The following is a 23,810-nucleotide window of genomic DNA, read 5'->3' on the forward strand; positions in this document are numbered from 1 at the left end:
AAATGAAAAGAAAAAACCTTATCTTGAGAAGTGCTTTTATTCTAATGGTCGTTACCCTGGTGATTGTCAATGTTTTTAATCAGTTAGAGCGTCAGAATTATCAAAGCACAATAAAATTAGATTACATGGATTCTGTGCGGTACTCATTAACCCAGGTTGAAAAAAACTTGAACGTTGCTCCTGATGTCAGTGTTATTTTAGTTGAAGCAAACCAATCCCAAGAATTGAATCAAGAGTTAACTTCTACGGATTTATCGAAGTTAATACAAACAGATTTCTTACGTTCCTCTGATGGCTTGGAATTTATGAGAAATCCTCAAGTAGAGCCGCTTTATTTTTCTTATCAAAACGAAAAAAATGTCCCTTATTCATTTTTCGCGATAGCAAAGAAAACCGATGCAGGAACGCTACTTGTGTCCAAGGACGCCAGTATATTTGAAGTGTATGTACACAATAAGGAAATGTTGGATTTTGGTCTAGTATTTTCTTTGTTTACAATTGTTTTTGTCCTCTTGTTTTTCCTTGATAAAAGGATTTTTACACGTATTTTGGAAATGACAGAACTCGCTTATGAGTATTCAGAGAATAAGTTCAGTAACAGCATAGAAATAAAGTCCAATGATCAAATTGACAATTTAGCTATTGCCATCAATAAAATAGGTAAAACATTGGAAGCAAGTAACTTAATTAATACGCAGGAAAGAAAGCTCTTGGAACATGTCTATGATTTTATGGAAACAGGAGTCATTTATGTAGAAGAAGATTTCACAATCCATGAATTAAATACACTTGGACAACGTTTTTTTACTTCTTTTATCAAAAATGATGAAGGAAGGTATGGAATTGAACAATTTTATGAAGATTTGATTATGGAAACGTGTCATTCTAAAGAAATGAAACAAGTGGAGATTCAACAAAATCAAATGATTTTTGATATACGCTTTATTCTGGTTGAGCTGAATGAATCAGCTGATACGCATGGTATTTTGCTCTTGGTAAAAGATATTACGACTGATAAGCAACTGATGTCAATCAGGGAAGATTTGATCACGAATGTTTCCCATGATTTGCGGACACCGTTGGCTACAATTCAGGGTTATAGTGAAGCCATAAAAGATGACATTGCTGAAACTTTGGAAGAAAAAAATGAAATGGCCAAAATTATTCATGAAGAAGCGACACAAATGAGCAATATGATTTCAAGTCTACTAGCCTTATCCCGGATTAAAGCGGGTTATTCAAAACTGTCCAAAGAACTCGTCTATCTACCTGAATTTTTTCAAAAGGTGTTAAATCGTTTTTATGAAAGCCTCCAGCGCGAGGAAATCACGTGTGATTTAGTAATTGAAGAAGGCATTGGTTATTACCAAATGGATGAAGATAAGATGCACCATGCTATTTACAATCTAATCGACAACGCCATCCGCTATTCAGCCGAAAAGGGCACACGTCGAAAACGGTATATTCATATCGAAGTACGCTTGGATGAATTAGTTGATGATTTGCTGTTCATCATTTCAGATAATGGCATTGGAATTAGCCAGGAAAGTATTCCATTCATTTTTGAACGATTCTATAAAGATGACAAAGCGAGAACTTCACCAAAAAATAATGGATCCGGGATTGGACTTTCGCTCGTTCAGACTGTCGTGAAAGAACACGGTGGAAAAATTGAAGTGGAAAGTAAATTAAATCAAGGAACATCATTTATGATACGTTTGCCCTTATTGGAAGATGTTTGAAAATAAATATCTAGAATTCGAATTAAATGGTTGACTATCATATAATGATAAGCTATAGTAGTAATTGTAAATAAATAATATATCGAAACGTCTTCAGGGCAGGGTGTAATTCCCGACCGGTGGTAAAGTCCACGACCTCATTTTTACTAAAATTAAAATGAGCTGAACTGGTGAAATTCCAGTACCGACAGTAAAGTCTGGATGGAAGAAGATTAGGTTTCTTTGGTATGTATATAATCCAATGAACCCATTTCTCCCAGTTTCTTTTTTGAGGACACAGGAGAAATGGGTTCTTTTTCATATCATTGAAATACTTCTCTGAGATGGTTTCAACAGGAGGATTTCATATGTTAAAAGGAAAGACACATCGTTTGGTAGGTATTTCGTTATTCGGGGCATTGGCATTTGTATTAATGTTCTTTGCATTTCCCGTATTGCCAGCATTTTCATATTTGAAAATAGATTTTAGCGATTTATCGATTTTGGTTTCATTTATTTTGTATGGTCCAGTTGGAGGAAGTGTTTCGGCTCTTATTCGGTCCGTTCTGCATTATATTCAAACTGGTGGAGATATGGGCTATCCAATAGGAGATTTTGCAAGTTTTCTGGCTACACTTTCTTATTGTTTTCCTATTTATTATTTTGGGAGAAGAGCAAAGTCCAGAAATGGCTTCATATTAGCTTTGATAGCAGGGACACTCTCTTTGACAGTGATTATGACGCTGGCTAATTGGGTAATTATTACGCCTCTGTACTTAAACATATTAAACTTTAGCGTTGGAAACTTACGTGATTACATCGTGGCAGGTGTGGCACCATTCAATATCATCAAGGGAGTTATCGTTAGTGTCGCTTTCATGATAGTAATGCCGAAGCTAAGACCTTGGTTAGAAAAACAACATAAATTAATGGTTATTAAATAACAAAAAAGAAGCTGGATAATCAGCTTCTTTTTTGTTATTTATTGGTATTTCGTATGTGATAGATGAAATAAATTATTTAAATTGAAATCGACATTTTTTGCATATATATATGTATAGAGCTTATTCGAAGGGACTGTTTGAACGGAGAATAGCTCCTGTGGGGCAATTCGTATAAGCTTTTTTAAATACTTCAAAATCTCCTTCTGATATCGGCGTTGTACCAGCATTATTATCTTTTACCGTATAAGCAATGCCATTCTCATCGTACACATAAAGATTTGGGGCAATTAGTTGGCATAATCCACACGCTATACAAGATTCACGATCTATTTTGGTATAATGCATAAAGAACACATCTTTCTATTATTATTTAACTGAGGTGTTGGAATTGGAACTGACATATTTAGATTATCTTTTTTTGGATTTATTTTCAACTGAAGAAGCGCGCAAGGTGAATTCTCTTTTTCACATTTTAACAGGCAAGAGAACAGTTTCAGTCCTGATGCAGGCGATGCGAATGGACTTAGAAGCCTATTTTTCTTTATTCCCCAAGCTACAACCAACAATTTTTGAAGAAAAAATCAATCAATTTATTCGTTCGGACTTACTAACATTTGAACTGTTCTTGACAGAAGAGGGAAAGGCTGCAAAAGATAATTATTTCGATTCACATACTCGTCCAACAAAGAATCGTATTAAATATCATGCTGTTTTAGCGCCTTTTAAAGCGCGTAGTTTATTTTTAACCCAAGTTTTATCTGAACGGATACATAACAATAAAAATTATTTACCACTTCAACCACGGCTATCCGAACAATGGTGGCTAAAAAAATATCTGAAGGAACATAATTTGAATACCAATGAGAATTGTCAAAAACTAGGTCAAGAATGGATGGATTTAATTGTTAACGCAAAGATATCAAAACCAGAAATGTTCGTGGAACAGTTTGAAGGTTATCATAAAACAAAGCTAACCAATAATCAAATAGGTAGTAAATATAACCTTGATGAAACGGAAGTATACGTACAATTACAACAAGATTGGATTCAGTTGATTGAGACAATTGAAATGAGTAATTCAGGCTATCCCTTACTGGCCTCGCTGCTGAAGGAATTAACACGAGATGGCGGCCTATGCTCTGAAAGCGCTAAGGAAACCTATCAATTATGGAAAGCAGGATTTGCGATTGAGCAAATCGCAGAAAAAAGATTTTTGAAACGAAGTACTATCAACGATCACCTGACTGAAATGGCAATTCTCTACGAGGCGTTTCCCTTTGAAAGGTTCCTCGACGCCTCGCAAATTGATTATGTCAATAACCAAGTGACCGCAGGAAAAGCAATTGATTATAATGATGTGCAAGAAAAATTTCCGGGGATACCTTTTTTTCAAAGTCGTCTCATGCAAGTGAAAGGAGAAACGTCTCATGAAAGAAAATGAGTATCTTTTGAATCAATTAAAAAAATGGTTTGCTTATGATGCATTCCGACCTGGTCAAATGGAATCAATTCAAAGTATTTTGAATGGCCAACACACTTTATCGGTTTTACCAACCGGAACAGGGAAATCACTTATTTATCAGTACTGTGGTTATTCCATAGAAGGTTTGGTTATTATTGTTTCACCACTGCTCTCGTTAATGGACAATCAAGTCATGCAATTGAATCAAGCCGGTGAAAAAAGAGCGGCTGCTTTAAACAGCATGCTTTCACAGACCGAAAGGCGCCTAGTAGAAAGTAGAATCGATACCTACAAATTTCTTTTTGTTTCACCTGAAATGCTACAATCAAAATGGTTGTTGCAAAAATTCATGAATATGAAAATTGCTTTATTTGTAGTGGATGAAGCCCATTGTATTTCACAGTGGGGGTTAGATTTTAGGCCCGATTACCTCTTTCTGGGTGAAGTACGAAATAAGCTTGGTAACCCATTGACTCTCGCCTTGACAGCGACTGCTCCAGAAATGGTAAGGAATGAAATACTCAAAGCGCTACATCTAGAAAGTGAAAATACGGACATCCACCTTTCAAGTCCAAATAGAGATAATATCTATTACCAAATATTGGAAGTCAACAGACAAGAAAAAGATGATAAATTACTCGAAATGATGTCCGAGTACGTACCTCCTGGTGTGATTTACTTCAGCAGTAAACCACGTGCTGAAGAAGTGTGTCAATTGTTAAAACAAAGAACGCATTTACGAATTGATACTTATCATGCAGATCGTACTACAGAGGATCGCCAGATTGTTCAGAGACAATTTTTAAATGGCGAATTAGATGTTATCTGTGCCACATCAGCATTTGGCATGGGGATTAATAAAGAAAATATCCGCTTTGTTATTCACTACCACATGCCCAATTCAGTAGAAGAGTACTTACAGGAAATAGGTCGAGCAGGAAGAGACGGAAAGCAGAGTATTGCCACTTTACTTTACTCGAAATCAGACGCTATTTTTAAATATAAAATTATTCGAGAAACCAAACTAACGGAACAATTTCTAAAAGCTAAATCCAACAATGAAGAAATCCTGAAAATGGGGTTATCGGATTCAGATTTAGCAATGGTAAAAATCATCGCTTTTCATAAGCTAAGGTCCAATGAGGCAATGCAGCTCGTTGAAAACAGAATTCAAGATAGGGTAGCAAAGTTTACAGCAATGGGTCATTTAATAACCACTCCAGAGTGTAAACGTGATACAATTTCAAATTATTTTAAACAAACTGAAAATGAGAAGCCGGAATGGTGTTGTTCAGTCTGCCAAAAAGACGCGGCTGTCTTGCTAAATGAAATGGAAGCATCAAAAGTAATACAGGGACCGGAACGAGAAAATATGAATAATTGGAAAGAAATTATAAAAGGGCTTTTTCTTTTTTGAAAAGTCCTTTTTTCGCAAAGAAAATATGCTACAATAAATGCGATGAATCTTTAGGAGGAAAAGTTAGATGAGTACGAAAAACAATCACGAAGAGCCATGGTCACGCCGATTTGGCGAAGACGAAAACTTCAACAACAGAAAATATTCCCGCTCAGCTCGGAAATCTAAAAATCAAGAAGTAGCGCCATTATATAAAGTGCTCTTGTTTCTTTTTCTAGCCTTGCTCATTATTCCATTTGCAACATATTATTGGAGTGAAAGAACGCGGACTACCCCAGATCCCCAAACGCCTGAACAGGTAATGGTAAATAAACAAAAAAGTGATTCTGAGTCTGAAGAAACCAGTAGCGAAATCGAAAGTTCCGAAGTGGAAAGTAGTGAAGAAAAATCAGCTGAGAGTTCAAGCAGCGAATCAACGCAGTCTGAAGAAGATGAATCTAGCAGCTCTTCTGAGGAATCAGTAGAATCAAAACCGGATGAAAGTATAGAAGAACCGGAGTCCGTACCGCAACCAGATGAAGAATATACAAATACATACGTTGTCCAGACTGGTGATAATTTATACCGTATTGCTTTAAATCATGGCATGGATTTGGATGTTTTGAAATCCATTAATGGTATTTATGCTGATAGCATTGAGGTTGGCTCGGTCTTAAAAGTTAAGTAGATAGTATAGAAACGGAGCTTCAAGGTCTGCGTTAATCGCAGACCTTGCTCTATTTATTCGGGAGGATATTACTTGGAACACTATAATATAGCCATAGATGGACCAGCTTCAGCTGGGAAAAGTACAATTGCGAAAAAAATTGCAGCACGGTTAGGTCTCATTTACCTTGATACGGGTGCCATGTATCGCGTTTTGACGCTTGCTGGAATAAGGGGTAAGCTTAACCTTGAAAATGAGTCTTCTCTTTTGGATCTTCTGAATGAAACCCAAATCAGTTTTGATCAAAGTAAAGGGGAGCAAAAGGTATTTCTGAACGGAGAGGACGTGACTGAGGCAATACGTTCTTTGGATGTCACGCAAAATGTCAGCCTTGTTTCCTCACATGAAAAAGTTCGTGCTGAAATGGTTGCAAGACAACAAAAAATCGCTCAGGACGGCGGTATTGTGATGGACGGCCGTGACATCGGGACAGTTGTTTTACCAAATGCTGACTTAAAAATTTACCTAGTGGCCTCAGCGGAAGAACGCGCTTTGAGACGTTATCGCGAATCCATCGAAAAAGGCATGGATGTCTCACTGGATAAGTTAACGGAAGATATGAAAGCCCGTGATCATTATGATATGAACCGTGAAGCATCGCCTTTAAGAAAAGCAGAAGATGCAGTGGAGCTGGATTCTACGAAATTGTCAATTGATGAAGTTGTTGAAACCGTCCTGGAAATGGTTGAAAAAGATAAAAATTAGACAGCTAAACTTTTGAAAAATCAAGATTACTGGACGTTATATGAAGTAAATGTTAAAATGGTAGTATATGGTTATACGTTTACAAGTGGGAGTTCAAGATGATTTAGTAAGTAATCATCTACTACTACCAGTAATTTAGATACCGGGGAGGAAAAGTCAGATGTCAGAATACAATGAAAATCCAGAATTGAACGAAGAGGTTGAATCATCACAAGAAAATGGTGAAATGACAATGGATGATATGTTAAATGCATATCCACCACTAGAAGTGGGCGATACAGTTCAAGCCGAAGTTCTAGCGATTGAAGACAACCAAGCCATCGTTGGTATTAAGGGACGCGGAGTTGAAGGAGTTATTCCTTACAAAGAGTTATCTGCTAAACCTTTCGATGAAGTAACGGAAATCTTGAACGTCGGAGACGTTGTTGAGGTAGTCGTTATTAAACAAATTAAAGATAAAGAAAATGGAAGTTTCCTACTTTCAAAACGTCGTATTGATGCTAAGAAAGTCTGGAAAGATATCCAACAAAAATTTGAAAATAATGAATACATTGAAGCGCCAGTTAAAGATGTTGTTAAAGGCGGTCTTGTAGTAGACGTAGGTGTACGCGGATTCGTACCAGCATCCATGGTAGAAGAGTACTTTGTTGAAGATTTCTCTGACTACAAAGGAAAAACTTTGAAATTTAAGATCGTGGAACTTGAGCCAAGTGAAAATCGTTTGATTCTGTCTCATAAAGCTGTTGCAATGGCTGAAAAAGAGGCTATGAGTGAAGAACGTATGGAAACATTGGTTGAAGGAGATACAGTTGAAGGAACGGTTGCTCGTTTGACGAATTTTGGTGCATTCGTCGATTTAGGTGGCGTGGACGGTTTGGTTCATATTTCCCAAATTGCTCATGAACATGTAAGTACACCAGGAGACGTTTTAGAAATTGGTCAAAAAGTTAATGTAAAAATCCTTTCAGTAGACAAAGAAAAAGGAAGAGTTTCCTTGAGTATCAAAGATACGCTTCCTGGACCATGGGAAACAGTTGCGGAAAAAGCTCCAATCGATTCTGTTCATACAGGTACAGTAAAACGTTTGACTAGTTTTGGTGCTTTCGTGGAAGTTTTCCCAGGTGTTGAAGGACTTGTACACATTTCTCAAATTTCTCACCAACATATTGCAACTCCACATGAAGTATTGCAAGAAGGTCAAGAAATTGAAGTGAAAGTCTTGGATGTAAAACCGGAAGAACATCGTTTATCCCTAAGTATTAAAGCTTTACAAGACAAAGGGACAGATGTTCCTGAAGAAGAATACACTGAAACATACCAAACAGATAGCGAAGACGATTCAGGTTTCACGCTTGGGGATGTACTAGGTGATCAATTAAAAGATTTGCAAGATAACGAATAACCATATGATATTACAAAAGGGGCGGGGACTTTTGTCTCTGTCCTTTTTGATGAATATAATTAAATTTTTAGGGAGTGATGAAAATGCCAAATCCTGTTTTAGCAATCGTAGGGAAACCTAATGTCGGAAAATCAACCATTTTTAATCGATTGGCGGGAGAGCGGATTTCCATCGTCGAAGATATTCCCGGAGTTACGCGTGACCGCATTTATGCCCAAGGTGAGTGGATGGGAAGAACATTTGACATTATTGATACAGGCGGTATCGATATAAAAGATGAACCTTTTATGTCCCAAATTAAACTGCAAGCACAAGTAGCCATGGAAGAAGCGGACGTTATCCTGTTTATTACAAGTGTAAGAGAAGGGATTACAGATGCTGATGAAAACGTGGCTCGGATTTTGTATCGATCCGGAAAACCTGTTATTTTAGCAGTTAACAAAGCGGATAATCCGGAAATGCGGGCAGAAGTTTTTGAATTTTATAGTTTAGGACTTGGAGAACCATATCCTATTTCAGGTAGTCATGGTCTTGGCTTAGGGGATATGTTGGATGCGGTCATTGCCGAATTTCCTTCTGATGAAGAATTAGCAGCAGAAGAAGATGTTATTAACTTTTGCTTGATTGGTCGTCCTAATGTTGGTAAATCCTCATTGGTCAATGCCATTTTAGGAGAAGAGCGTGTTATTGTATCTGATATTGCCGGAACAACCCGTGATGCCATAGATACTTCTTTTGTGGATGATGAAGGGACACGCTTCCGGATGATTGATACTGCTGGAATTCGTAAAAAAGGTAAAATCAGCGAGAGCACAGAAAAATTCAGCGTGATGCGTTCATTGCGAGCGATTGATCGTTCGGATGTCGTTTTGATGGTTTTGAATGCGGAAGAAGGTATCCAGGAGCAAGACAAGAAAGTTGCTGGCTACGCGCATGAAGCAGGCAAAGGAATCATAATTATTGTTAACAAGTGGGATAAAATCGAAAAAGATAACCACACAATGAAAGAATTCGAAACAGAAATCAGGGACGAATTCCAATATCTATCTTATGCTCCGATATTATATGTTTCAGCTATAACGAAACAACGTCTTGTGCAAATTCCTGAGAAAATCAAGGCAATCAATGAGTCACAAACACGTCGTATTTCTTCGTCATTATTGAATGATGTTCTAATGGATTCTATCGCACGCAATCCTACACCTACCGACAAAGGTAGAAGATTAAAGATTTACTATGCGACTCAAGTAGCAGTGAAACCACCTACTTTTGTTCTGTTTGTGAACGAACCTGAATTGTTGCATTTTTCTTACGAACGTTATATCGAGAACCAAATTCGGAAAAACTTTGAATTTGAAGGAACACCATTCCGAGTGATTGCCCGCCAGAAAAAATAAAGCAGTCAAAATCGAGGAAAAAGGCCGATAATCGTTGCAGTGATAGGTTTTCTATGATATTCTTTATAAGAAATCACCTAACAAACATGGTATTTCACTTCACTATTTTTGGACCACTCAAAAGTAGTTAACATGTTGTTATGAAGTAAGAACATGGAATCTTCTTTTTTTGGCAGGAGGTGAAAAGACAATATGGCAAATAAAGCAGAATTGATCGAAAAAGTTGCTGGAAAAACAAACCTTACAAAAAAGGAAGTTACAGCTACTGTAGATGCATTGTTTGAAGTGATTCAAGAAACTTTAGCAAGCGGTGAAAAAGTTCAAGTTATCGGATTTGGTAACTTTGAAGTTCGTGAGCGCGCTGCTCGTAAAGGACGTAACCCTCAAACTGGGGAAGAAATCCAAATCGAAGCAAGTAAAGTTCCAGCCTTCAAACCAGGTAAAGCATTGAAAGATGCAGTTAAGAACTAATAATAAAAGAACCGTAGACTCCTGTCTGCGGTTTTTTTGTTTAAAATTGCAACTTAAAAGAATATAAAGAGCCAGGATTATAAGATTATGTTAAAATGAAGACAGATATAATAAGTAGGTGGTAGCAAGTGAATAGTAAAGCAGAAAAAATGTTTGAAGCAATTAGGGAAAATGAGGTTGAAATAGCTCAGGTTTATTTCAACGAGTCTCTTGAGCAATCGATTCAAGAAAGTGATATAGATGGTCTTGCTGACTTTGCAGAAGAGTTACACCATGCTGGGTTTGTGGATGAAGCAACCAGGACGTATCGATTATTAAAGCAATTGGCGCCGCAATTTGAAGAGTGGGATTTATATTTGGCTGAGTTAGCAATTGATAACGATCAAGTATCCGATGGAATTGATATCTTATTACAATTTGATGAATCCAGCGAACTCTATCCAAACGTTTTACTGGTTTTGGCGGATGCTTATCAAAGTCTAGGCCTTTACGAGGTTAGCGAACAAAAAATATTGGAAGCAATAAAAATATTACCGGATGAACCGGTCTTGAAGTATGCCTTAGCTAAATTATTTTATTCTATCGGTAGTTTTAAAAAAGCAATTCCATTATATGAAGAACTATTGGAATTAAATGATGAAATGCCTTGGGAAGATAATATATTAATGCAATTGGCGGAGTGCCATCATGCTATTGGGCAATTTGAAGAAGGCATCCAGTATTTGGAACAACTTCACTCTGAGGAACATTCTTCAGATAGCCTGTTTCAATTAGGATTCGGCTATCTTCAAATGAAGGCTTATGGACGCTCGATACAAATTTTTGAGGAATTGCTAGAAAAAGATCCTGATTATTTGAGTGTGTACCTCTATCTTGCCCAAGCATTGGAAGCTGATCAACGTTTACCAGAAGCTTTAGAAGCCATGTTGAAAGGCATTGAGGAAAATCCATTCCAAGCGGAATTTTATTTAGCCGCAGCGAATCTGCAGCGCAAACAAAAAAGAACGGAAGAAGCAGAAAAATTGCTGGATAAAGCTATTGAACTAGAACCAGAGTTCATTGAGGCTATCCTGCTAAAAGTAGATCTCGCTTTGGATGATGAACGCTATGAAGATGTGGTGACGTATCTGGAGTCTAATCCAGACAACGCAAATCAACCACATTTCCAATGGAAGTTGGCACTTGCTCATGATAAGTTGGAGGATTACGATGTTGCGAGTGCTTATTTCGAAAAAGCACATCGCTATTTCGATGATAACTTGGATTTCTTGGAAGACTACAGTACTTACCTACAAGAAGAAGGTAATTTGGAGAAATTAGCAACAGTAGTAAGACATGCATTAACCATTGAACCAAATCATCCATACTTTTTGGATATGATGTTAAATCACTTATCATAGTTGAAATTGTTTAGGGGGTGGGAACATGATTCGGCCTTCACTAGAAGACAAGAAAAAATTTTTAACTTGGTTCATTCAAAATTACCAATTGAAAAGAAGAGAATCTTTATGGATTTTGAATTACTTGCTCAACCATGAGCTCCTGCTAAAAAATGTGCATTTTGTTGAAAATATTGCACTGACTAACCGTGGAATGGGTCTTTCAACCATTGAAAGTGAAGAGGAACCGTTTGTTTATTTTAAAGAAGGCAAACGTTTCGAGGATCCAGAGCAAGCATTTCATGATTTACGGTTGAATTGGAAAGAAGACTTTTATTTGGAACTATTTTTTGAAGGAGCTTATCAAACTTTAAGTGCCTATGGCATCCTGGAAAATAATCCTAATGAAACGGATGAAGTTAGCATAACAAAAGAAACACAACAAGCAGTAGAAGTTTCATTGGTTCGTTTAGCGTGGCAAGAACGTAAGCGTCACTTGCTAATACTAATCGACCAGGCTCTTGTAGATCAAGATGAAGATAAATTCAAAAAATATACTGAAGAACTGAGAGAAATCGACGAAAAAAATATGATTTGAATTACCATCCTATTGGTAATGGATTGGATTAAAATGATTAATGTAAAGCAAATACCAGAATTTAATAAAGCAATTCCTATCATTGAAAAGATTGAGGAAGCTGGTTTCGAAGCTTATTTTGTAGGCGGGGGTGTCAGGGACACGCTGCTGCATCTACCTATTTCGGATGTGGATATCGCCAGTAGCGCGACACCTGATGAAATCCAGCGCATTTTTCCAATAACTTTTGATGTGGGAATCAAACACGGGACAGTCATGGTCCTTTATGATAAAGAGACCTATGAAATAACAACCTTCAGAACCGAGTCGAAATATGAAAAATTCCGCCGGCCTGAAAAGGTTGATTATGTTCGAAGCCTGGAGGAAGACTTGAAGCGTCGCGACTTTACAATAAATGCAATTGCATTGAATCGTATGGGACAAATCAAGGATCCTTTTGATGGGCAAAAAGATATTGACGTCAAATTAATTAGAGCTGTTGGCAACCCTATCGAACGTTTTAGAGAGGATGCCTTACGAATGATGCGTGCTGCACGTTTTATGAGTCAACTCGGTTTCAACATCGAGCCTGAAACAAAGGCTGCAGTCGTCGATTATCATCCCCTATTATCCAAAATAGCGATTGAGCGTGTTCGCGAAGAATGGACCAAGTTGTTGTTGGGGCGAAACCGCAAAGGTGGCATTAAGTTTTTCGTTGAAACACGACTGTACCATATGTGTCCAGGTCTGCAAAACAAACAAGACGAACTGATTGATTTGGCCTTGTTTCCTTTGCAGTTCAAAACATCTTTAGCAGCTTGGACCACTTTACTTTACTTTTTAGATGTAGAAAAAGAGGAAGTTGATGAATTCCTACGGGGATGGAAACTCTCCAATAAGGAAATTAATCAAATTCGAAAAGCATATCATGCCTTGAAATCGAGGTTGAATGAATTCTGGGATTTCCATCTCTTGTTTGAGACCGGGATCGCAATAGCCCTTGAAGTGGAAGAATTAATTACTGGTTTTGGGCTGACTAATGATGTGAATCGCTTACTCGCTCTAGACAAAACAATGCCGATTCACTCCATCCAGGATATGTCTATAAATGGTAAAGAAGTGATGGCATTACTCGGTTCTAAGAGAGGGGGCCCTTATTTGGGGACGATTCTTTCAGATGTAAAAAATAGAATCCTCTCGCAACGCCTTGAGAATGATAAAGAAATCATCAAAACTTTTATCGAAAAAAGGAGATTTATTTATTTGGATGAAGTCCATACAAAATCATATACAGTAACTGAAAATGATACCGCTGAAAAAATGGGTTCGGGAGACTTGACAGTTCTTTCATCTCCAAGTCTTATTGCTTTTATGGAAAATTGTTGTAAAGAAATGATGGCTGGTTTAGTGGAGAACGGGCAAACCACGGTCGGGACATTTATCAGTATGAAACATAGTGCACCATCAAAAATCGGCGCAACAATTATTGTTGAAGCGCGGATTAAAGAATTAAGTGGAAGTAAGTATTCGTTCTCAGTCGTCGCTAGAGATGGCGAAGAAATAATAGCAATCGGGGAACACACGAGAGCGGTAGTCGATTCTGAAAAGTTTATGAAAAAAATTACAAGTTAACCAAGGCTTTAGAAAACCTTTTCAATGTTGCGAGATTAATATTTTTTTGTTTTCCCTTTCCTTTTGTATGTGTTGTATGATAAAATATTCACAAGATTTGAAATAGGAGTGATAACATGAAAAAAGTAATGGCACATTTAAAATTAATTTTCCGAAATGGCGAAACCTGGACAATAAACCGGGAACATATCGGGGATTTATGGATAAAACAGGTTTCAACAAGTTATGGTCGTATTGGCAACAGTGAGTTCCAAGAAATCCACCCTTGTGAGTCGTTGCGTATCGAGGTCCTTCAAGAAGCTGATCACGTCAAGTCTGATGATATCAACTTAGGCGGTATTGAAACAGGAATGTTTGACCGTGTTGCAAAATATCAAGACATTGAAATGATGGATATCTTGTATCTTGATGAAGATCATCCAAAATCAGATACAATTGTTCAGAGTGATCGTATTTACTTCCCATACAAAGCGTTGGATACAGACGGCAATGATAATGAGTATCAAACTTCTAAAGTAGTAGATGATAAATTATATATCGTTGTTGATCCCAATCATACTGTAGACGATATTTACTCCAATCTATAAACCTGAAAAGACACAGTGCCTACAAGGGTATTGTGTCTTTTTTGTTGGCACTATCTTCTGGGAATCACTACTATTATGGGCTGTTTTCTAGTAAAATAAAAAGAGCAACAGGAATGTAATGTAGAATCGGGGTAATATTCAAAATGGGATTTAAAGATAAGATTTTTGCCGTTGTCGACTTGGAAACAACGGGATCAAGCTATAAGAATGGCGATCGTATCATTCAGATTGGCATGACCTTCGTTCAAAATAATACTATTATTCAAGAGTATGATTTTAAGGTCAATCCTGGAAAAAAAATACCTAGCATGATTGAAAACCTCACCGGTATTTCAAACAAGGATGTTAAAAATGCACCTTATTTTGAAGATATTGCTGATTATGTTTTCAATTTACTTGAGGGTTGTGTCTTTGTCGCCCATAATATCGAATTTGATTATCGGTTTTTAAGTAAATCGTTCATAGAGGCTGGTCTCCCTGAACTGAACATTCTCGGGTTAGATACAGTAGAACTTGTGAAGATATTATTCCCGACACTGGATAGCTATCGCCTTTCCGATTTATCTAATCAATTTAATTTCGCCCATGATAAAGTTCATGACGCTGCAGGTGATGCGAGAGCGACAGCTGAATTATTCATTTTTCTTCAAGAAAGAGCAGTCTCCTTGCCCATTGTAACGCTCGAAAAATTAAATCAGCTTAGTCATCAGACTCAGAGGAATAATCAAGATTTTTTTGAAATGTGTCTGGAAATCAGCAGAGAACAAAGAGTACCACTTTCAGAAGATATTATTATAGTAAGTGGGATAGCATTACGAAAAAAAGAAATTCTGGTTGAACAAACCGGTCATCGCATGAAGGATAGCTTTGATACGAGGAATTTGTGGAGAACAGCCACTGAGGGAACGGCCTTCAAAACGAGAGAAGGTCAGTTGGACATGATGAACCAAATCGAAGCATTTTTTCAAGATTCAGATCGACATAGTTTTGCTATTGAAGCACCGGCGGGTTTTGGTAAAACATTGGCATACCTATTTCCGGTTATTTTACAAGCTTCGCCTGAATCTAAAGTGGTTATCTCAACTTCAACATTACTACTGCAAGAACAGCTAGAGACTGTAATGAAAAAAGTACAAATGATGCTACCGTTTTCTCTTTTATTTTCTCAACTTAGCAGTCGTAACCACTTAATAAATTTAGAAAAAGTAGAAAAAATTAAAATTTCTGAGTTATTTGGAACAGACGCATTAATAATGATGAGTATTTATGTATGGCTAACAGAAACGGAAACGGGAAACTTGTCCGAATTAAGTTCTAGCCATAAAATAGGTTCTTTAATCGAATCTTTGTCCTATAAATTTGAGGAGAACGAAATAGACTCAAAGTGGCGGGAGTTCGATTTCTTTTTCTTTCATCAGGAAAAAGCTAGAAAGGCAAGTATTTTGCTGACCAACCACGCTTATTTAAGTCATCATATGCAAGATATTAAAGGGATGTCCGAAAACGGAGACATTAGTCTGGTAGTTGACGAAGCGCACCGATTTGCCCAAATGTACAAAGAAAAAGAAAAAGTGACTTTTCAGCTCTCGGCCATTCGTAGAAAAGTGTATAAATTTTCTAGTGTAGTCAGAGGTTATCGTGAGCACTTGGAACAACATGCGAAAACAGCCTTTCCGCATTATGAATTGATTAACCTTGAATTCGCAATGGACCAATTAATAAATACCATAATGGAGCTCGAAACAAAATTCGAAAATGAATTTTTGGATGAAAAGGAAACGCAAAAAAATACTGACAGTTACTATTTAAGTAGTGAATTTTTGGAAAGTAATTGGTTTAAACGGTATGCTCGTAAATTGATCCTCCATTATGAGGAACTCAGATTAACTGGTGCACGTTATTTGGAACTGGATCATCACGCTGGAGAAGGGCAATTTGCCAGTCGCCTGAGAATATTTATAGGTGCCATGAGTGAACACATTCATAACTTCTCGGAAATTATGAAAAAAGATCATTTTGGTTATTACGCTATCAAAAAAGGAAATCGTCTTGGCGGAGATAGGATAGGGCTGGAAAAAAACCACTGGGATATTGGGGAAAAACTTCAGAAGGAACTAAACGCCACTTTTTCCAAAATGTTATATATCAGTGCGACGCTTCTGTTAACGGATGAGACAAACTATTTTTCGCGTAAGATTGGTATCGAGGATTTAGAAACGATTTCTTACACTTCAAAATACGAAGATGTAAAAAGCAAATTAGACATTTACGTTCCTAATGATATTCCCGCGGTAACAAAAATGGGACACCATGATTGGACAAATATGCTAACGAATTTTATCTTTCAGTTAGTGTCAGAAACGAATAAGAAAATACTGGTATTATTTAATTCAAATCAAGTTCTGGAAGAAGTATTAAATAAGTTGCGAGTCAGGGATGAAAGAGGAAAAACTGGCATCGAGTTTCTGGCCCAGGGCTTTTCTGGGAGCCAACGACGCGTGCATAGACGTTTTTTAGAAGCGGAACAAGCTGTGTTATTAGGGAGTGGTTCCTATTGGGAAGGCGTAGATTTCCCGGATCAACCAGTGGAAATCGTTGTCATGACACGTTTACCGTTTGATCCACCAGAAACACCGGAAAATAGGGCGATTGACACTTACTACAGGGATTTTGGTGGCGGAAATTCATTCAGGACAGAATCCCTTCCCAAAATGATTATGCGTTTAATTCAAGGAATGGGACGTATTTCCAGAAAAGAAGGGCATTCAGGTATTCTGTATTGTCTTGATAATCGTCTCTTATATAGTCCGTATGCAAAAAAAATTAAGGATAGTTTACCTGAAGGAATAACCATTCATGAAAAAAACTTTGAAGATTTAATATTTTAGGAAAAAATCCAGCAAGAATCAAATAGTGATTCCTTTTTTAGCGATTTTTGAGTATGATATTAGAATATAGTATTGGCTTGGCAGTAGAGGAAGAGGGTTAAGTATTTGAAACGAAATATTGTAATGGGGCTAATCGTTTTATTGTTTGTTTTAATTGTTGGTTCCTATTCTATTTTTTATCAGTCCCAACGACCAATTGTTCAAGCGGAAAGCGAAGCGACTGCCATTGCCGAGCAAGTTGCAGGTGTGCAAAAGGTTGAAGATTTTTTTTGGTATAATGGTGCTGATGAGACGTATTTTGCAGTAGCTGGCTTTACAGAAAATGAAGATTATGTGTATGTGGTAATCAAACAAGATGGTGGACAACAGTGGATTTTTGATGCCAAAGAGATTGTGACTGCGGATGAAGCAAAAGCTATTGTTCAAGCATCAGTAAATCCCGCTAGTCTTTTGGAAGCACGAATCGGTATTATTGATGATGAACCATTTTGGGAAGTGGCATATAAAGACGAAAAAGGCAATCTTGGTTACTATCAGTTGTCGGCAAAATCTGGCGAAAAAATCAAGGAATTTAAGAATATCTAGGGATGGTGATGTTATATGGTGAAAATTTCAGACCGTATGCTCCAAGTAGAGGAGTCTCCTACATTAGGAACTTCCAATAAGGTGCAAAATCTCAAAGCACAAGGGATGGACATTATTAGTTTGACAGTTGGGGAACCAGACTTCGAGACTCCCCAGCATATTCGTGATGCAGCAATTGAGGCAATTCAGCAAAACAAAGTAAATCATTATGTTGCGACTTCTGGAATTCTACCCTTAAGACAAGCAATCGTTGCTTATCACAAAAAACATGACGGCGTTACTTATGAAACAAATGAAGTCATCGTTACAACAGGTGCAAAAGATGCTTTATACGGCTTATTCCAAACAATCCTCAACCCAGGTGATGAAGTTCTTATTCCAGCACCTTATTGGGTGAGTTATACAGAACAAGTCAAACTAGCCGGTGGTATGAATGTCATTATTGACACAACCCCGGAACGTGAATTCAAAGTGACCGTTCAAGACCTTGAAGCTAGGCGTACTGATAAAACCGTTGCCTTGATTTTAAATTCTCCTAATAATCCTACGGGAACCATCTATTCTAAGGAAGAGTTAGAGAGTATTGGGAACTGGGCTGTTGAAAATGACATTATCCTTGTTTCTGACGAGATTTATTACAACCTATGCTACAATGGTAACGACGCTTGTTCCTTGGCTTCTATTTCGGAAGCAATTAAGAACCAAACAATCGTTATCAATGGTGTCTCCAAGTCATACGCTATGACTGGTTGGAGAATCGGATATGCGATGGGAAATAAAGCAGTTATCAGCAAAATGACTGAATTTGCGAGTCACTCAGCAAATCCGGCAGCAGTCAGCCAATATGCTGCACTAGCCGCATTAAATGGTCCCCAAGACGTTATCGAAGAGATGCGTCTGAAATTTGAGCGACGTTTGAATCATCTATACCCATTGCTTGAGACTATTCCCGGATTTAAATTGGTTAAACCACGCGGTGCATTTTATGTTTTTGCTAATGTAAAAGAAGCTGCCGAAATGACGGGTTATGAATCAGTCAGTGACTTTGCACTTGACTTGATTGAAGAAGCTAAAGTGGCTGTTATCAGTGGGGATGGTTTCGGATTCCCAGATTATATTCGTATCAGTTATACATTGAACGAGGAAACTTTGACTGAAGCGGTAGATAGAATAAAGGAATTTATTACTAATAAGGCAAATGCATAAACAAAGGAGTTAGTGATCTTGGAAAGAATTACAATGAGACAAGCAAAGGAAAATTTAGGTAAAGAAGTAAAAATTGGTGCCTGGGTTACAAACAAACGCAGCAGTGGGAAAATTGCATTCCTGCAATTACGTGATGGCGATTATTACTTCCAGGGGATTGTCCTGAAAAATGAAGTTGAACCAGAAGTTTTTGAAATAGCCAAGGGCTTGTCACAAGAATCTTCTATCATGGTAACTGGTGTTGTCCAAGAAGATACACGTTCAAAACTTGGTTATGAACTGTTAGTAAAGGATATTGAAGTTTTGGGCGAGAGCCATGACTATCCAATCACACCAAAAGAACATGGAACAGAGTTCTTGATGGACCACCGTCATTTGTGGTTGCGTTCGTCTAAGCAACACGCTATTCTCAAAATTCGTAACGAAATTATTCGTGCTACATATGAATTCTTCAACAAAGAAGGATTTATTAAAGTTGATCCACCTGTGTTAACAGGTAGCGCGCCGGAAGGGACGACAGAATTATTCCATACAAAATATTTTGATCAAGAAGCTTTCTTGTCTCAATCAGGTCAATTGTATTTGGAAGCAGCAGCAATGGCATTCGGTAAAGTTTTCTCGTTTGGGCCAACTTTCCGTGCCGAAAAATCTAAAACACGTCGTCACTTGATTGAATTTTGGATGATGGAGCCAGAAATGGCATTCATGCATCAAGATGAAAGTCTGGAAGTGCAAGAACAATATGTGGCTTATTTAGTACAATCCGTTTTAGATAATTGTGATTATTATTTGGATGTATTGGAACGCGACAAAGAATTACTTAAAAAGTATACACAATTGCCATACGAACGCATTTCTTATGATGATGCAATTGAATTGTTGCAGAAGAATGGTTTTGAAGACATTACATGGGGAGACGACTTCGGTTCGCCTCACGAAACCTTCATTGCGCAACAATCTGAAGGGCCGGTATTTATCTTGAATTATCCTAAAGCGATTAAGCCGTTCTATATGAAAGAGCATCCTGATCGTGATGATGTTGTTTTGTGTGCGGATTTGATTGCTCCAGAAGGATACGGAGAAATTATTGGTGGTAGTGAACGTGAAGTTGATTACGACAAACTAAGTCAACAAATCGAAAAATTTGGTCTATCTCTCGAAGATTACGGTTGGTATTTAGATTTGCGTAAATATGGTTCCGTTCCACATTCCGGTTTTGGTTTAGGCTTGGAAAGAGCTGTTACATGGATTACGGGAACAGAACATATTCGTGAAGCAAGTGCTTTCCCGCGTTTGTTAAACCGTCTTTACCCATAATTAATACAATAATGAGGGAGCAACAGTTTATCTGTATTGCTCTCTTTTTAATAGGAGTATGAAGAAATGAGTGATTTATTGGAAAATTGGTTAAACCAAGGGCAAACGGTCATTGAAAATGGTCTTTTAGAGCATTATCAAGCTTTGGGACTTAGTAGTGAGGAACTCATATTCGTCATTCAATTGAAGAGCTATTTAGATCAGAAACACTATTTCCCCAATATGGCAAATATCTCCGAACGAATGGGGTTAACGGAATCAAAAGTTTTTGCCATCTTACATGACTTAATTCAAAGGAAAATTGTTATTATTCAAACCGAAAAAGATGGGGCGGGAAAAGACTCAGATCGCTATTCCTTAATGCCTCTCTATAAAAAATTAGCAATGTTTTTGGATAAGAAACAGGTTAGCAATCAAACGTCCTCCAATGACATTGATTTACTTGAAATTTTCCAACAAGAGTTTGGGAGACTGCTGACACCAATTGAAATTCAAACGGTGGGAGATTGGCTGGATAGAGACCGGTATTCTAAAGAGCTTATTTTAGAGGGCTTACGAGAAGCGGTTCTAAACCAAAAATACAGTCTGCGCTATATTGATCGGATATTGATGTCTTGGGAAAAGAAAAACATTCGAACTTCGAATCAAGCGAAAGAAGAAACAAAACGCTATTCTCAATTTCAAAATCAGGGGGATAAAACGGAAAGTAATGAACCAACTGAGCACGTTCCGCTTTTCAACTGGTTGGATTCTTCAGAATAAAAAATACGCTCCTGTTCAAGCTAAGAGCTTGAACAGGAGCGTATTTTATTCGTTATTATCAGTGTTTTCTGACTCTTCTGATTCCGTTTGAGGAGCTTCACTCGACTCTTCTGGTTTGCTTTCTTGAGATGGAGTTACCGCCTCAGTCTCGCTTGACTCACTCGAGGATTGTTCCTCGCTCGAGGAACTTGAAACTTCTTCACTGCTTTCTGAACTAGAAGAGGAGCTTTCCGGTTCGCTACTTTCTTCTTTTTCCGGTTCTTTCGGTTCTTCTATCGTTATTTGGATAGAAGCAGGCGGTGAAGTAGCAGATCCCAGTTTGGCACGTATTGAAATTTGGATATTTCCTTTTGCAGGATTATCAACCACTAACTGCGTGGCAGTTGTGGGTTGGGAATTTGAACCAACGGTAACATCAAACTGCGGTGTGCGATTGTCGCCACTTGCTAATTTATATGCATCCCAGGAAATTGTTAATTTGTTTGTATCTTTGTTATAGGATGCTTTCAAACCTGTTGGAGCTTTCAGTTCTTCACCGTATTTACGTGAAATTGCAGTAGGTTCGGTCCCTTTGACAAATAATTCGTTAATCTGCATATTGCTTGGCGTATTCGGACCAGGCTTAGCGACTGGATTGCTGAACTTTTCCATTGTTGCTTCCACTACCGAATCGGGTTTGACCCAATCTGGGTTATCAATGTCTTGCGAAACATAACTCATTAACTCTTGGAAGATGTAACGTGTAATTTCACGCGTTTGAAATTCCAGATAATTCCCTGGTAATATTTCTTCATATCCCATCCACACGGCAACCGAATAATTAGGTGAGTAACCGACGAACCAGGAATCTTTAGCCACATTCATTTCATGGGTTGCTTCTACAAGCGCTAAATCTGAATCGGAAAATTCTTCAGTACCCGTTTTCCCAGCAACAGGAACACCTGGAACCAGTGCGTTAGGAGCAGATACGGTGACAACGTCTTTCATCATGTCAGTCATCATATAGGCTGTAGAGTCTTTCATGGCTACTGTTCCGTCAGGTTTAAATTCATATACATTCCCTTTAGAGTCTGTAACGGATTGAACAGTATAGGGTTTGTAATAAGTTCCGCCATTTGCAAAAGCAGCATAGGCTGCTGCCATTTGGATGTTAGAAATAGATCCTTGAAGGGCATTAGAAGGGTATATTTCGTCGCCACCGTCTTTTTGGACGCTGTCTATTCCCAGCTTACTCAAGAAGGCAGCTGCATTGTCAATGCCAACAACATCAGTTAAAAGTTTAACCGCCGGTACATTTCGAGAATCCACTAAAGCTTCGCGAATGGTTAAATCGCCACGATAAAGCAGATCATAGTTCCTGATGGGGGTGCCATCAGGGTAGTTCATTTCTTCATCGACGATTAAAGAACCCGTTGACAATGAATTATACTCAATCGCAGGCGCATAATCGATCAATGGTTTGATTGTAGAGGCGACACTACGCGTATTTTGATCCGCATAGTTTATCGCAAGTAAATTAGTTTTTTTTCTGTTTCCGACCACGGCATTCAACGCACCCGTATCTACATCAACAAGTGTAACAGCGGTTTGTACTTCGTCATCCGGGAAAAGGATATAATCTTCAGAGTTAACGATATCGTACAAATGTTGTTGGGCATCCATGTCTAAATTAGTTTCGATGGTCAATCCACCCATTTCGACTTCAAGACCAGTTTTTTCATAAACTTCTTCCATGACAAGTTGTAAGTAAGAATCCATAACGAGTGAATTATCAACATCGTTGGAATGATCGACTAAGTTTTCGGTTACAGGTACTGCTGTTGCTTCGGCACGCTGTTCTTCGGAAATGGCGCCGTGGTCGACCATCATCATCAATACGATATTTCGACGTTCTTCTGTTTCGGCTGGGTTCAAATATGGATCGTAATAAGAAGGGGCTTGCGGCATACCGGCTAAAGTAGCTGCTTCGGACAAGGTTAAATCTGCTAATTCTTTGCCATAGTAGTATTCTGCAGCAGTTGCCATTCCATATACATTGTTTCCCATATAAACTTTATTGATATAGAGTGCTAAAATTTCATCTTTGGAAATTTCACGTTCTAATTTCAGAGCCATCCATGCTTCTTGTGCTTTTCTTTCTAGTGTTTGATCTTCTTCAGAAGTGGAGAAGAAAGACAACTTAATTAACTGTTGGGTGATTGTACTCCCACCTTGAGAAATACCACCATCACGGAAGTTTGCTACAACTGCTCCAAGGATGCGGATGGGATCCACGCCAATATGGTCATAGAAACGTTGATCTTCAATTGAAACAACAGCTTGTTGAAGCAATTCAGGGATTTCTTCTGTTCCAGCGAGCTCACGGTTTTGTGCGCCGGCTCCAACTTCCATCGCTACTTCGTCGTTAATATCTAATAATTTTGATGGAACAGCATCCACCAATGCTTCGCGGTTAACTTCCGGTGCGTTGCTGGCGTAATATGCAAAGAGGCCACCACCAGCTAATAGACCTGTAAATCCAATGATTAAAATTGCAATGATTACTTTTTTCCATAGATCAGTTTTCTTTTTCTTTCCTTTACTACTTTTGCTTTTGTTTGTTACTTTTTTTCTCTGTTGCCTTGATTGTGACTGATTCGGCATAACCTTCAC

The 23,810-nt window shown here is 38.0% G+C and carries 20 protein-coding genes and 1 riboswitch; of the genes, 18 read left to right on the forward strand and 2 right to left on the reverse strand.

The features are described 5' to 3' along the window. Positions 1 to 2 precede the first annotated feature (2 nt). Together ACTU7M_RS03555 and ACTU7M_RS03560 are read left to right on the forward strand one after the other, a co-directional pair. A complete protein-coding gene (locus tag ACTU7M_RS03555; RefSeq protein WP_443472999.1) occupies positions 3 to 1,742 on the forward strand; it encodes an ATP-binding protein in 1,740 nt (579 codons plus the stop codon). An 85-nt stretch (positions 1,743 to 1,827) separates the two neighbouring features. Beyond that, positions 1,828 to 1,959, forward strand: a riboswitch (FMN riboswitch). Positions 1,960 to 2,089: 130 nt separating this feature from the next. Then, positions 2,090 to 2,665, forward strand: coding sequence for an ECF transporter S component (locus ACTU7M_RS03560; protein WP_443473000.1), 576 nt, complete (start codon positions 2,090 to 2,092; stop codon positions 2,663 to 2,665). A 120-nt stretch (positions 2,666 to 2,785) separates the two neighbouring features. Here the strand turns inward: ACTU7M_RS03560 and ACTU7M_RS03565 are convergent, their stop codons facing one another. Beyond that, positions 2,786 to 3,010: a ferredoxin gene (locus ACTU7M_RS03565; protein WP_443473001.1), complete on the reverse strand. Its 225-nt coding sequence runs from the start codon at positions 3,008 to 3,010 to the stop codon at positions 2,786 to 2,788. Between the two features lie 43 nt (positions 3,011 to 3,053). On the opposite strand from ACTU7M_RS03565, the gene ACTU7M_RS03570 reads away from it, so the two are divergent. The 16 genes from ACTU7M_RS03570 (at position 3,054) to ACTU7M_RS03645 (ending at position 21,158) form a co-directional block, all read left to right on the forward strand. After that, a complete protein-coding gene (locus tag ACTU7M_RS03570) occupies positions 3,054 to 4,106 on the forward strand; it encodes a helix-turn-helix domain-containing protein (protein WP_443473002.1) in 1,053 nt (350 codons plus the stop codon). Further along, a complete protein-coding gene (locus ACTU7M_RS03575) occupies positions 4,093 to 5,544 on the forward strand; it encodes a RecQ family ATP-dependent DNA helicase (protein WP_443473003.1) in 1,452 nt (483 codons plus the stop codon). The genes ACTU7M_RS03570 and ACTU7M_RS03575 overlap by 14 nt, the downstream gene beginning before the upstream one ends. Positions 5,545 to 5,611: 67 nt before the next feature. Then, on the forward strand, positions 5,612 to 6,211 hold the full coding sequence (locus tag ACTU7M_RS03580) for a LysM peptidoglycan-binding domain-containing protein (RefSeq protein ID WP_443473004.1): 600 nt from the start codon (positions 5,612 to 5,614) through the stop codon (positions 6,209 to 6,211). A 72-nt stretch (positions 6,212 to 6,283) separates the two neighbouring features. Then, positions 6,284 to 6,955, forward strand: a complete 672-nt coding sequence (gene cmk, locus ACTU7M_RS03585) for a (d)CMP kinase (RefSeq protein WP_443473005.1) — start codon at positions 6,284 to 6,286, stop codon at positions 6,953 to 6,955. A gap of 160 nt (positions 6,956 to 7,115) precedes the next feature. Next, positions 7,116 to 8,357: a 30S ribosomal protein S1 gene (gene rpsA, locus ACTU7M_RS03590; protein WP_443473006.1), complete on the forward strand. Its 1,242-nt coding sequence runs from the start codon at positions 7,116 to 7,118 to the stop codon at positions 8,355 to 8,357. A gap of 83 nt (positions 8,358 to 8,440) precedes the next feature. Next, complete coding sequence (der, locus tag ACTU7M_RS03595) at positions 8,441 to 9,754, forward strand: ribosome biogenesis GTPase Der (RefSeq protein ID WP_443473007.1); 1,314 nt, start codon at positions 8,441 to 8,443, stop codon at positions 9,752 to 9,754. A 192-nt stretch (positions 9,755 to 9,946) separates the two neighbouring features. Continuing rightward, positions 9,947 to 10,225, forward strand: a complete 279-nt coding sequence (locus ACTU7M_RS03600) for an HU family DNA-binding protein (protein ID WP_166063586.1) — start codon at positions 9,947 to 9,949, stop codon at positions 10,223 to 10,225. Positions 10,226 to 10,353: 128 nt separating this feature from the next. Next, on the forward strand, positions 10,354 to 11,625 hold the full coding sequence (locus ACTU7M_RS03605) for a tetratricopeptide repeat protein (RefSeq protein ID WP_443473008.1): 1,272 nt from the start codon (positions 10,354 to 10,356) through the stop codon (positions 11,623 to 11,625). Between the two features lie 25 nt (positions 11,626 to 11,650). Beyond that, positions 11,651 to 12,202: a YpiB family protein gene (locus tag ACTU7M_RS03610; protein ID WP_443473009.1), complete on the forward strand. Its 552-nt coding sequence runs from the start codon at positions 11,651 to 11,653 to the stop codon at positions 12,200 to 12,202. A gap of 33 nt (positions 12,203 to 12,235) precedes the next feature. Beyond that, complete coding sequence (locus ACTU7M_RS03615) at positions 12,236 to 13,813, forward strand: CCA tRNA nucleotidyltransferase (RefSeq protein ID WP_443473010.1); 1,578 nt, start codon at positions 12,236 to 12,238, stop codon at positions 13,811 to 13,813. Between the two features lie 116 nt (positions 13,814 to 13,929). Further along, on the forward strand, positions 13,930 to 14,400 hold the full coding sequence (locus ACTU7M_RS03620) for a hypothetical protein (protein ID WP_443473011.1): 471 nt from the start codon (positions 13,930 to 13,932) through the stop codon (positions 14,398 to 14,400). Between the two features lie 143 nt (positions 14,401 to 14,543). Beyond that, positions 14,544 to 17,288, forward strand: coding sequence for a helicase C-terminal domain-containing protein (locus tag ACTU7M_RS03625; protein ID WP_443473012.1), 2,745 nt, complete (start codon positions 14,544 to 14,546; stop codon positions 17,286 to 17,288). Positions 17,289 to 17,393: 105 nt separating this feature from the next. Continuing rightward, on the forward strand, positions 17,394 to 17,873 hold the full coding sequence (locus ACTU7M_RS03630; protein ID WP_443473013.1) for a cell wall elongation regulator TseB-like domain-containing protein: 480 nt from the start codon (positions 17,394 to 17,396) through the stop codon (positions 17,871 to 17,873). An 18-nt stretch (positions 17,874 to 17,891) separates the two neighbouring features. Further along, the gene (locus ACTU7M_RS03635) at positions 17,892 to 19,079 is read left to right on the forward strand and encodes a pyridoxal phosphate-dependent aminotransferase (RefSeq protein ID WP_443473134.1); all 1,188 of its coding nucleotides are present in this window, start codon (positions 17,892 to 17,894) and stop codon (positions 19,077 to 19,079) included. 33 nt (positions 19,080 to 19,112) lie between these two features. Beyond that, a complete protein-coding gene (gene asnS / locus ACTU7M_RS03640; RefSeq protein ID WP_443473135.1) occupies positions 19,113 to 20,396 on the forward strand; it encodes an asparagine--tRNA ligase in 1,284 nt (427 codons plus the stop codon). Between the two features lie 66 nt (positions 20,397 to 20,462). Further along, positions 20,463 to 21,158: a DnaD domain protein gene (locus ACTU7M_RS03645; RefSeq protein WP_443473014.1), complete on the forward strand. Its 696-nt coding sequence runs from the start codon at positions 20,463 to 20,465 to the stop codon at positions 21,156 to 21,158. Positions 21,159 to 21,203: 45 nt separating this feature from the next. Here ACTU7M_RS03645 and ACTU7M_RS03650 read toward each other — a convergent pair whose 3' ends face one another. Beyond that, positions 21,204 to 23,801 (reverse strand): PBP1A family penicillin-binding protein, encoded by a 2,598-nt coding sequence (locus ACTU7M_RS03650; RefSeq protein ID WP_443473015.1) that lies wholly within the window; start codon positions 23,799 to 23,801, stop codon positions 21,204 to 21,206. Between the last annotated feature and the right edge of the window lie 9 nt (positions 23,802 to 23,810).

This window comes from Jeotgalibaca sp. A122, assembly GCF_052266715.1.
In the GTDB taxonomy this organism is placed as follows: Bacteria; Bacillota; Bacilli; order Lactobacillales; family Aerococcaceae; genus Jeotgalibaca.

Bases quoted from the DNA above. Each gene is read 5' to 3' on its own strand.
- asnS (WP_443473135.1), top strand. From the start codon at position 19,113: ATGAGACAAGCAAAGGAAAATTTAGGTAAAGAAGTAAAAATTGGTGCC.
- ACTU7M_RS03650 (WP_443473015.1), bottom strand. From the start codon at position 23,801: ATGCCGAATCAGTCACAATCAAGGCAACAGAGAAAAAAAGTAACAAAC.
- ACTU7M_RS03580 (WP_443473004.1), top strand. From the start codon at position 5,612: ATGAGTACGAAAAACAATCACGAAGAGCCATGGTCACGCCGATTTGGC.
- ACTU7M_RS03645 (WP_443473014.1), top strand. From the start codon at position 20,463: ATGAGTGATTTATTGGAAAATTGGTTAAACCAAGGGCAAACGGTCATT.
- ACTU7M_RS03610 (WP_443473009.1), top strand. From the start codon at position 11,651: ATGATTCGGCCTTCACTAGAAGACAAGAAAAAATTTTTAACTTGGTTC.
- ACTU7M_RS03620 (WP_443473011.1), top strand. From the start codon at position 13,930: ATGAAAAAAGTAATGGCACATTTAAAATTAATTTTCCGAAATGGCGAA.
- rpsA (WP_443473006.1), top strand. From the start codon at position 7,116: ATGTCAGAATACAATGAAAATCCAGAATTGAACGAAGAGGTTGAATCA.
- ACTU7M_RS03600 (WP_166063586.1), top strand. From the start codon at position 9,947: ATGGCAAATAAAGCAGAATTGATCGAAAAAGTTGCTGGAAAAACAAAC.
- ACTU7M_RS03615 (WP_443473010.1), top strand. From the start codon at position 12,236: ATGATTAATGTAAAGCAAATACCAGAATTTAATAAAGCAATTCCTATC.
- ACTU7M_RS03560 (WP_443473000.1), top strand. From the start codon at position 2,090: ATGTTAAAAGGAAAGACACATCGTTTGGTAGGTATTTCGTTATTCGGG.
- ACTU7M_RS03575 (WP_443473003.1), top strand. From the start codon at position 4,093: ATGAAAGAAAATGAGTATCTTTTGAATCAATTAAAAAAATGGTTTGCT.
- ACTU7M_RS03625 (WP_443473012.1), top strand. From the start codon at position 14,544: ATGGGATTTAAAGATAAGATTTTTGCCGTTGTCGACTTGGAAACAACG.
- der (WP_443473007.1), top strand. From the start codon at position 8,441: ATGCCAAATCCTGTTTTAGCAATCGTAGGGAAACCTAATGTCGGAAAA.
- ACTU7M_RS03565 (WP_443473001.1), bottom strand. From the start codon at position 3,010: ATGCATTATACCAAAATAGATCGTGAATCTTGTATAGCGTGTGGATTA.
- ACTU7M_RS03555 (WP_443472999.1), top strand. From the start codon at position 3: ATGAAAAGAAAAAACCTTATCTTGAGAAGTGCTTTTATTCTAATGGTC.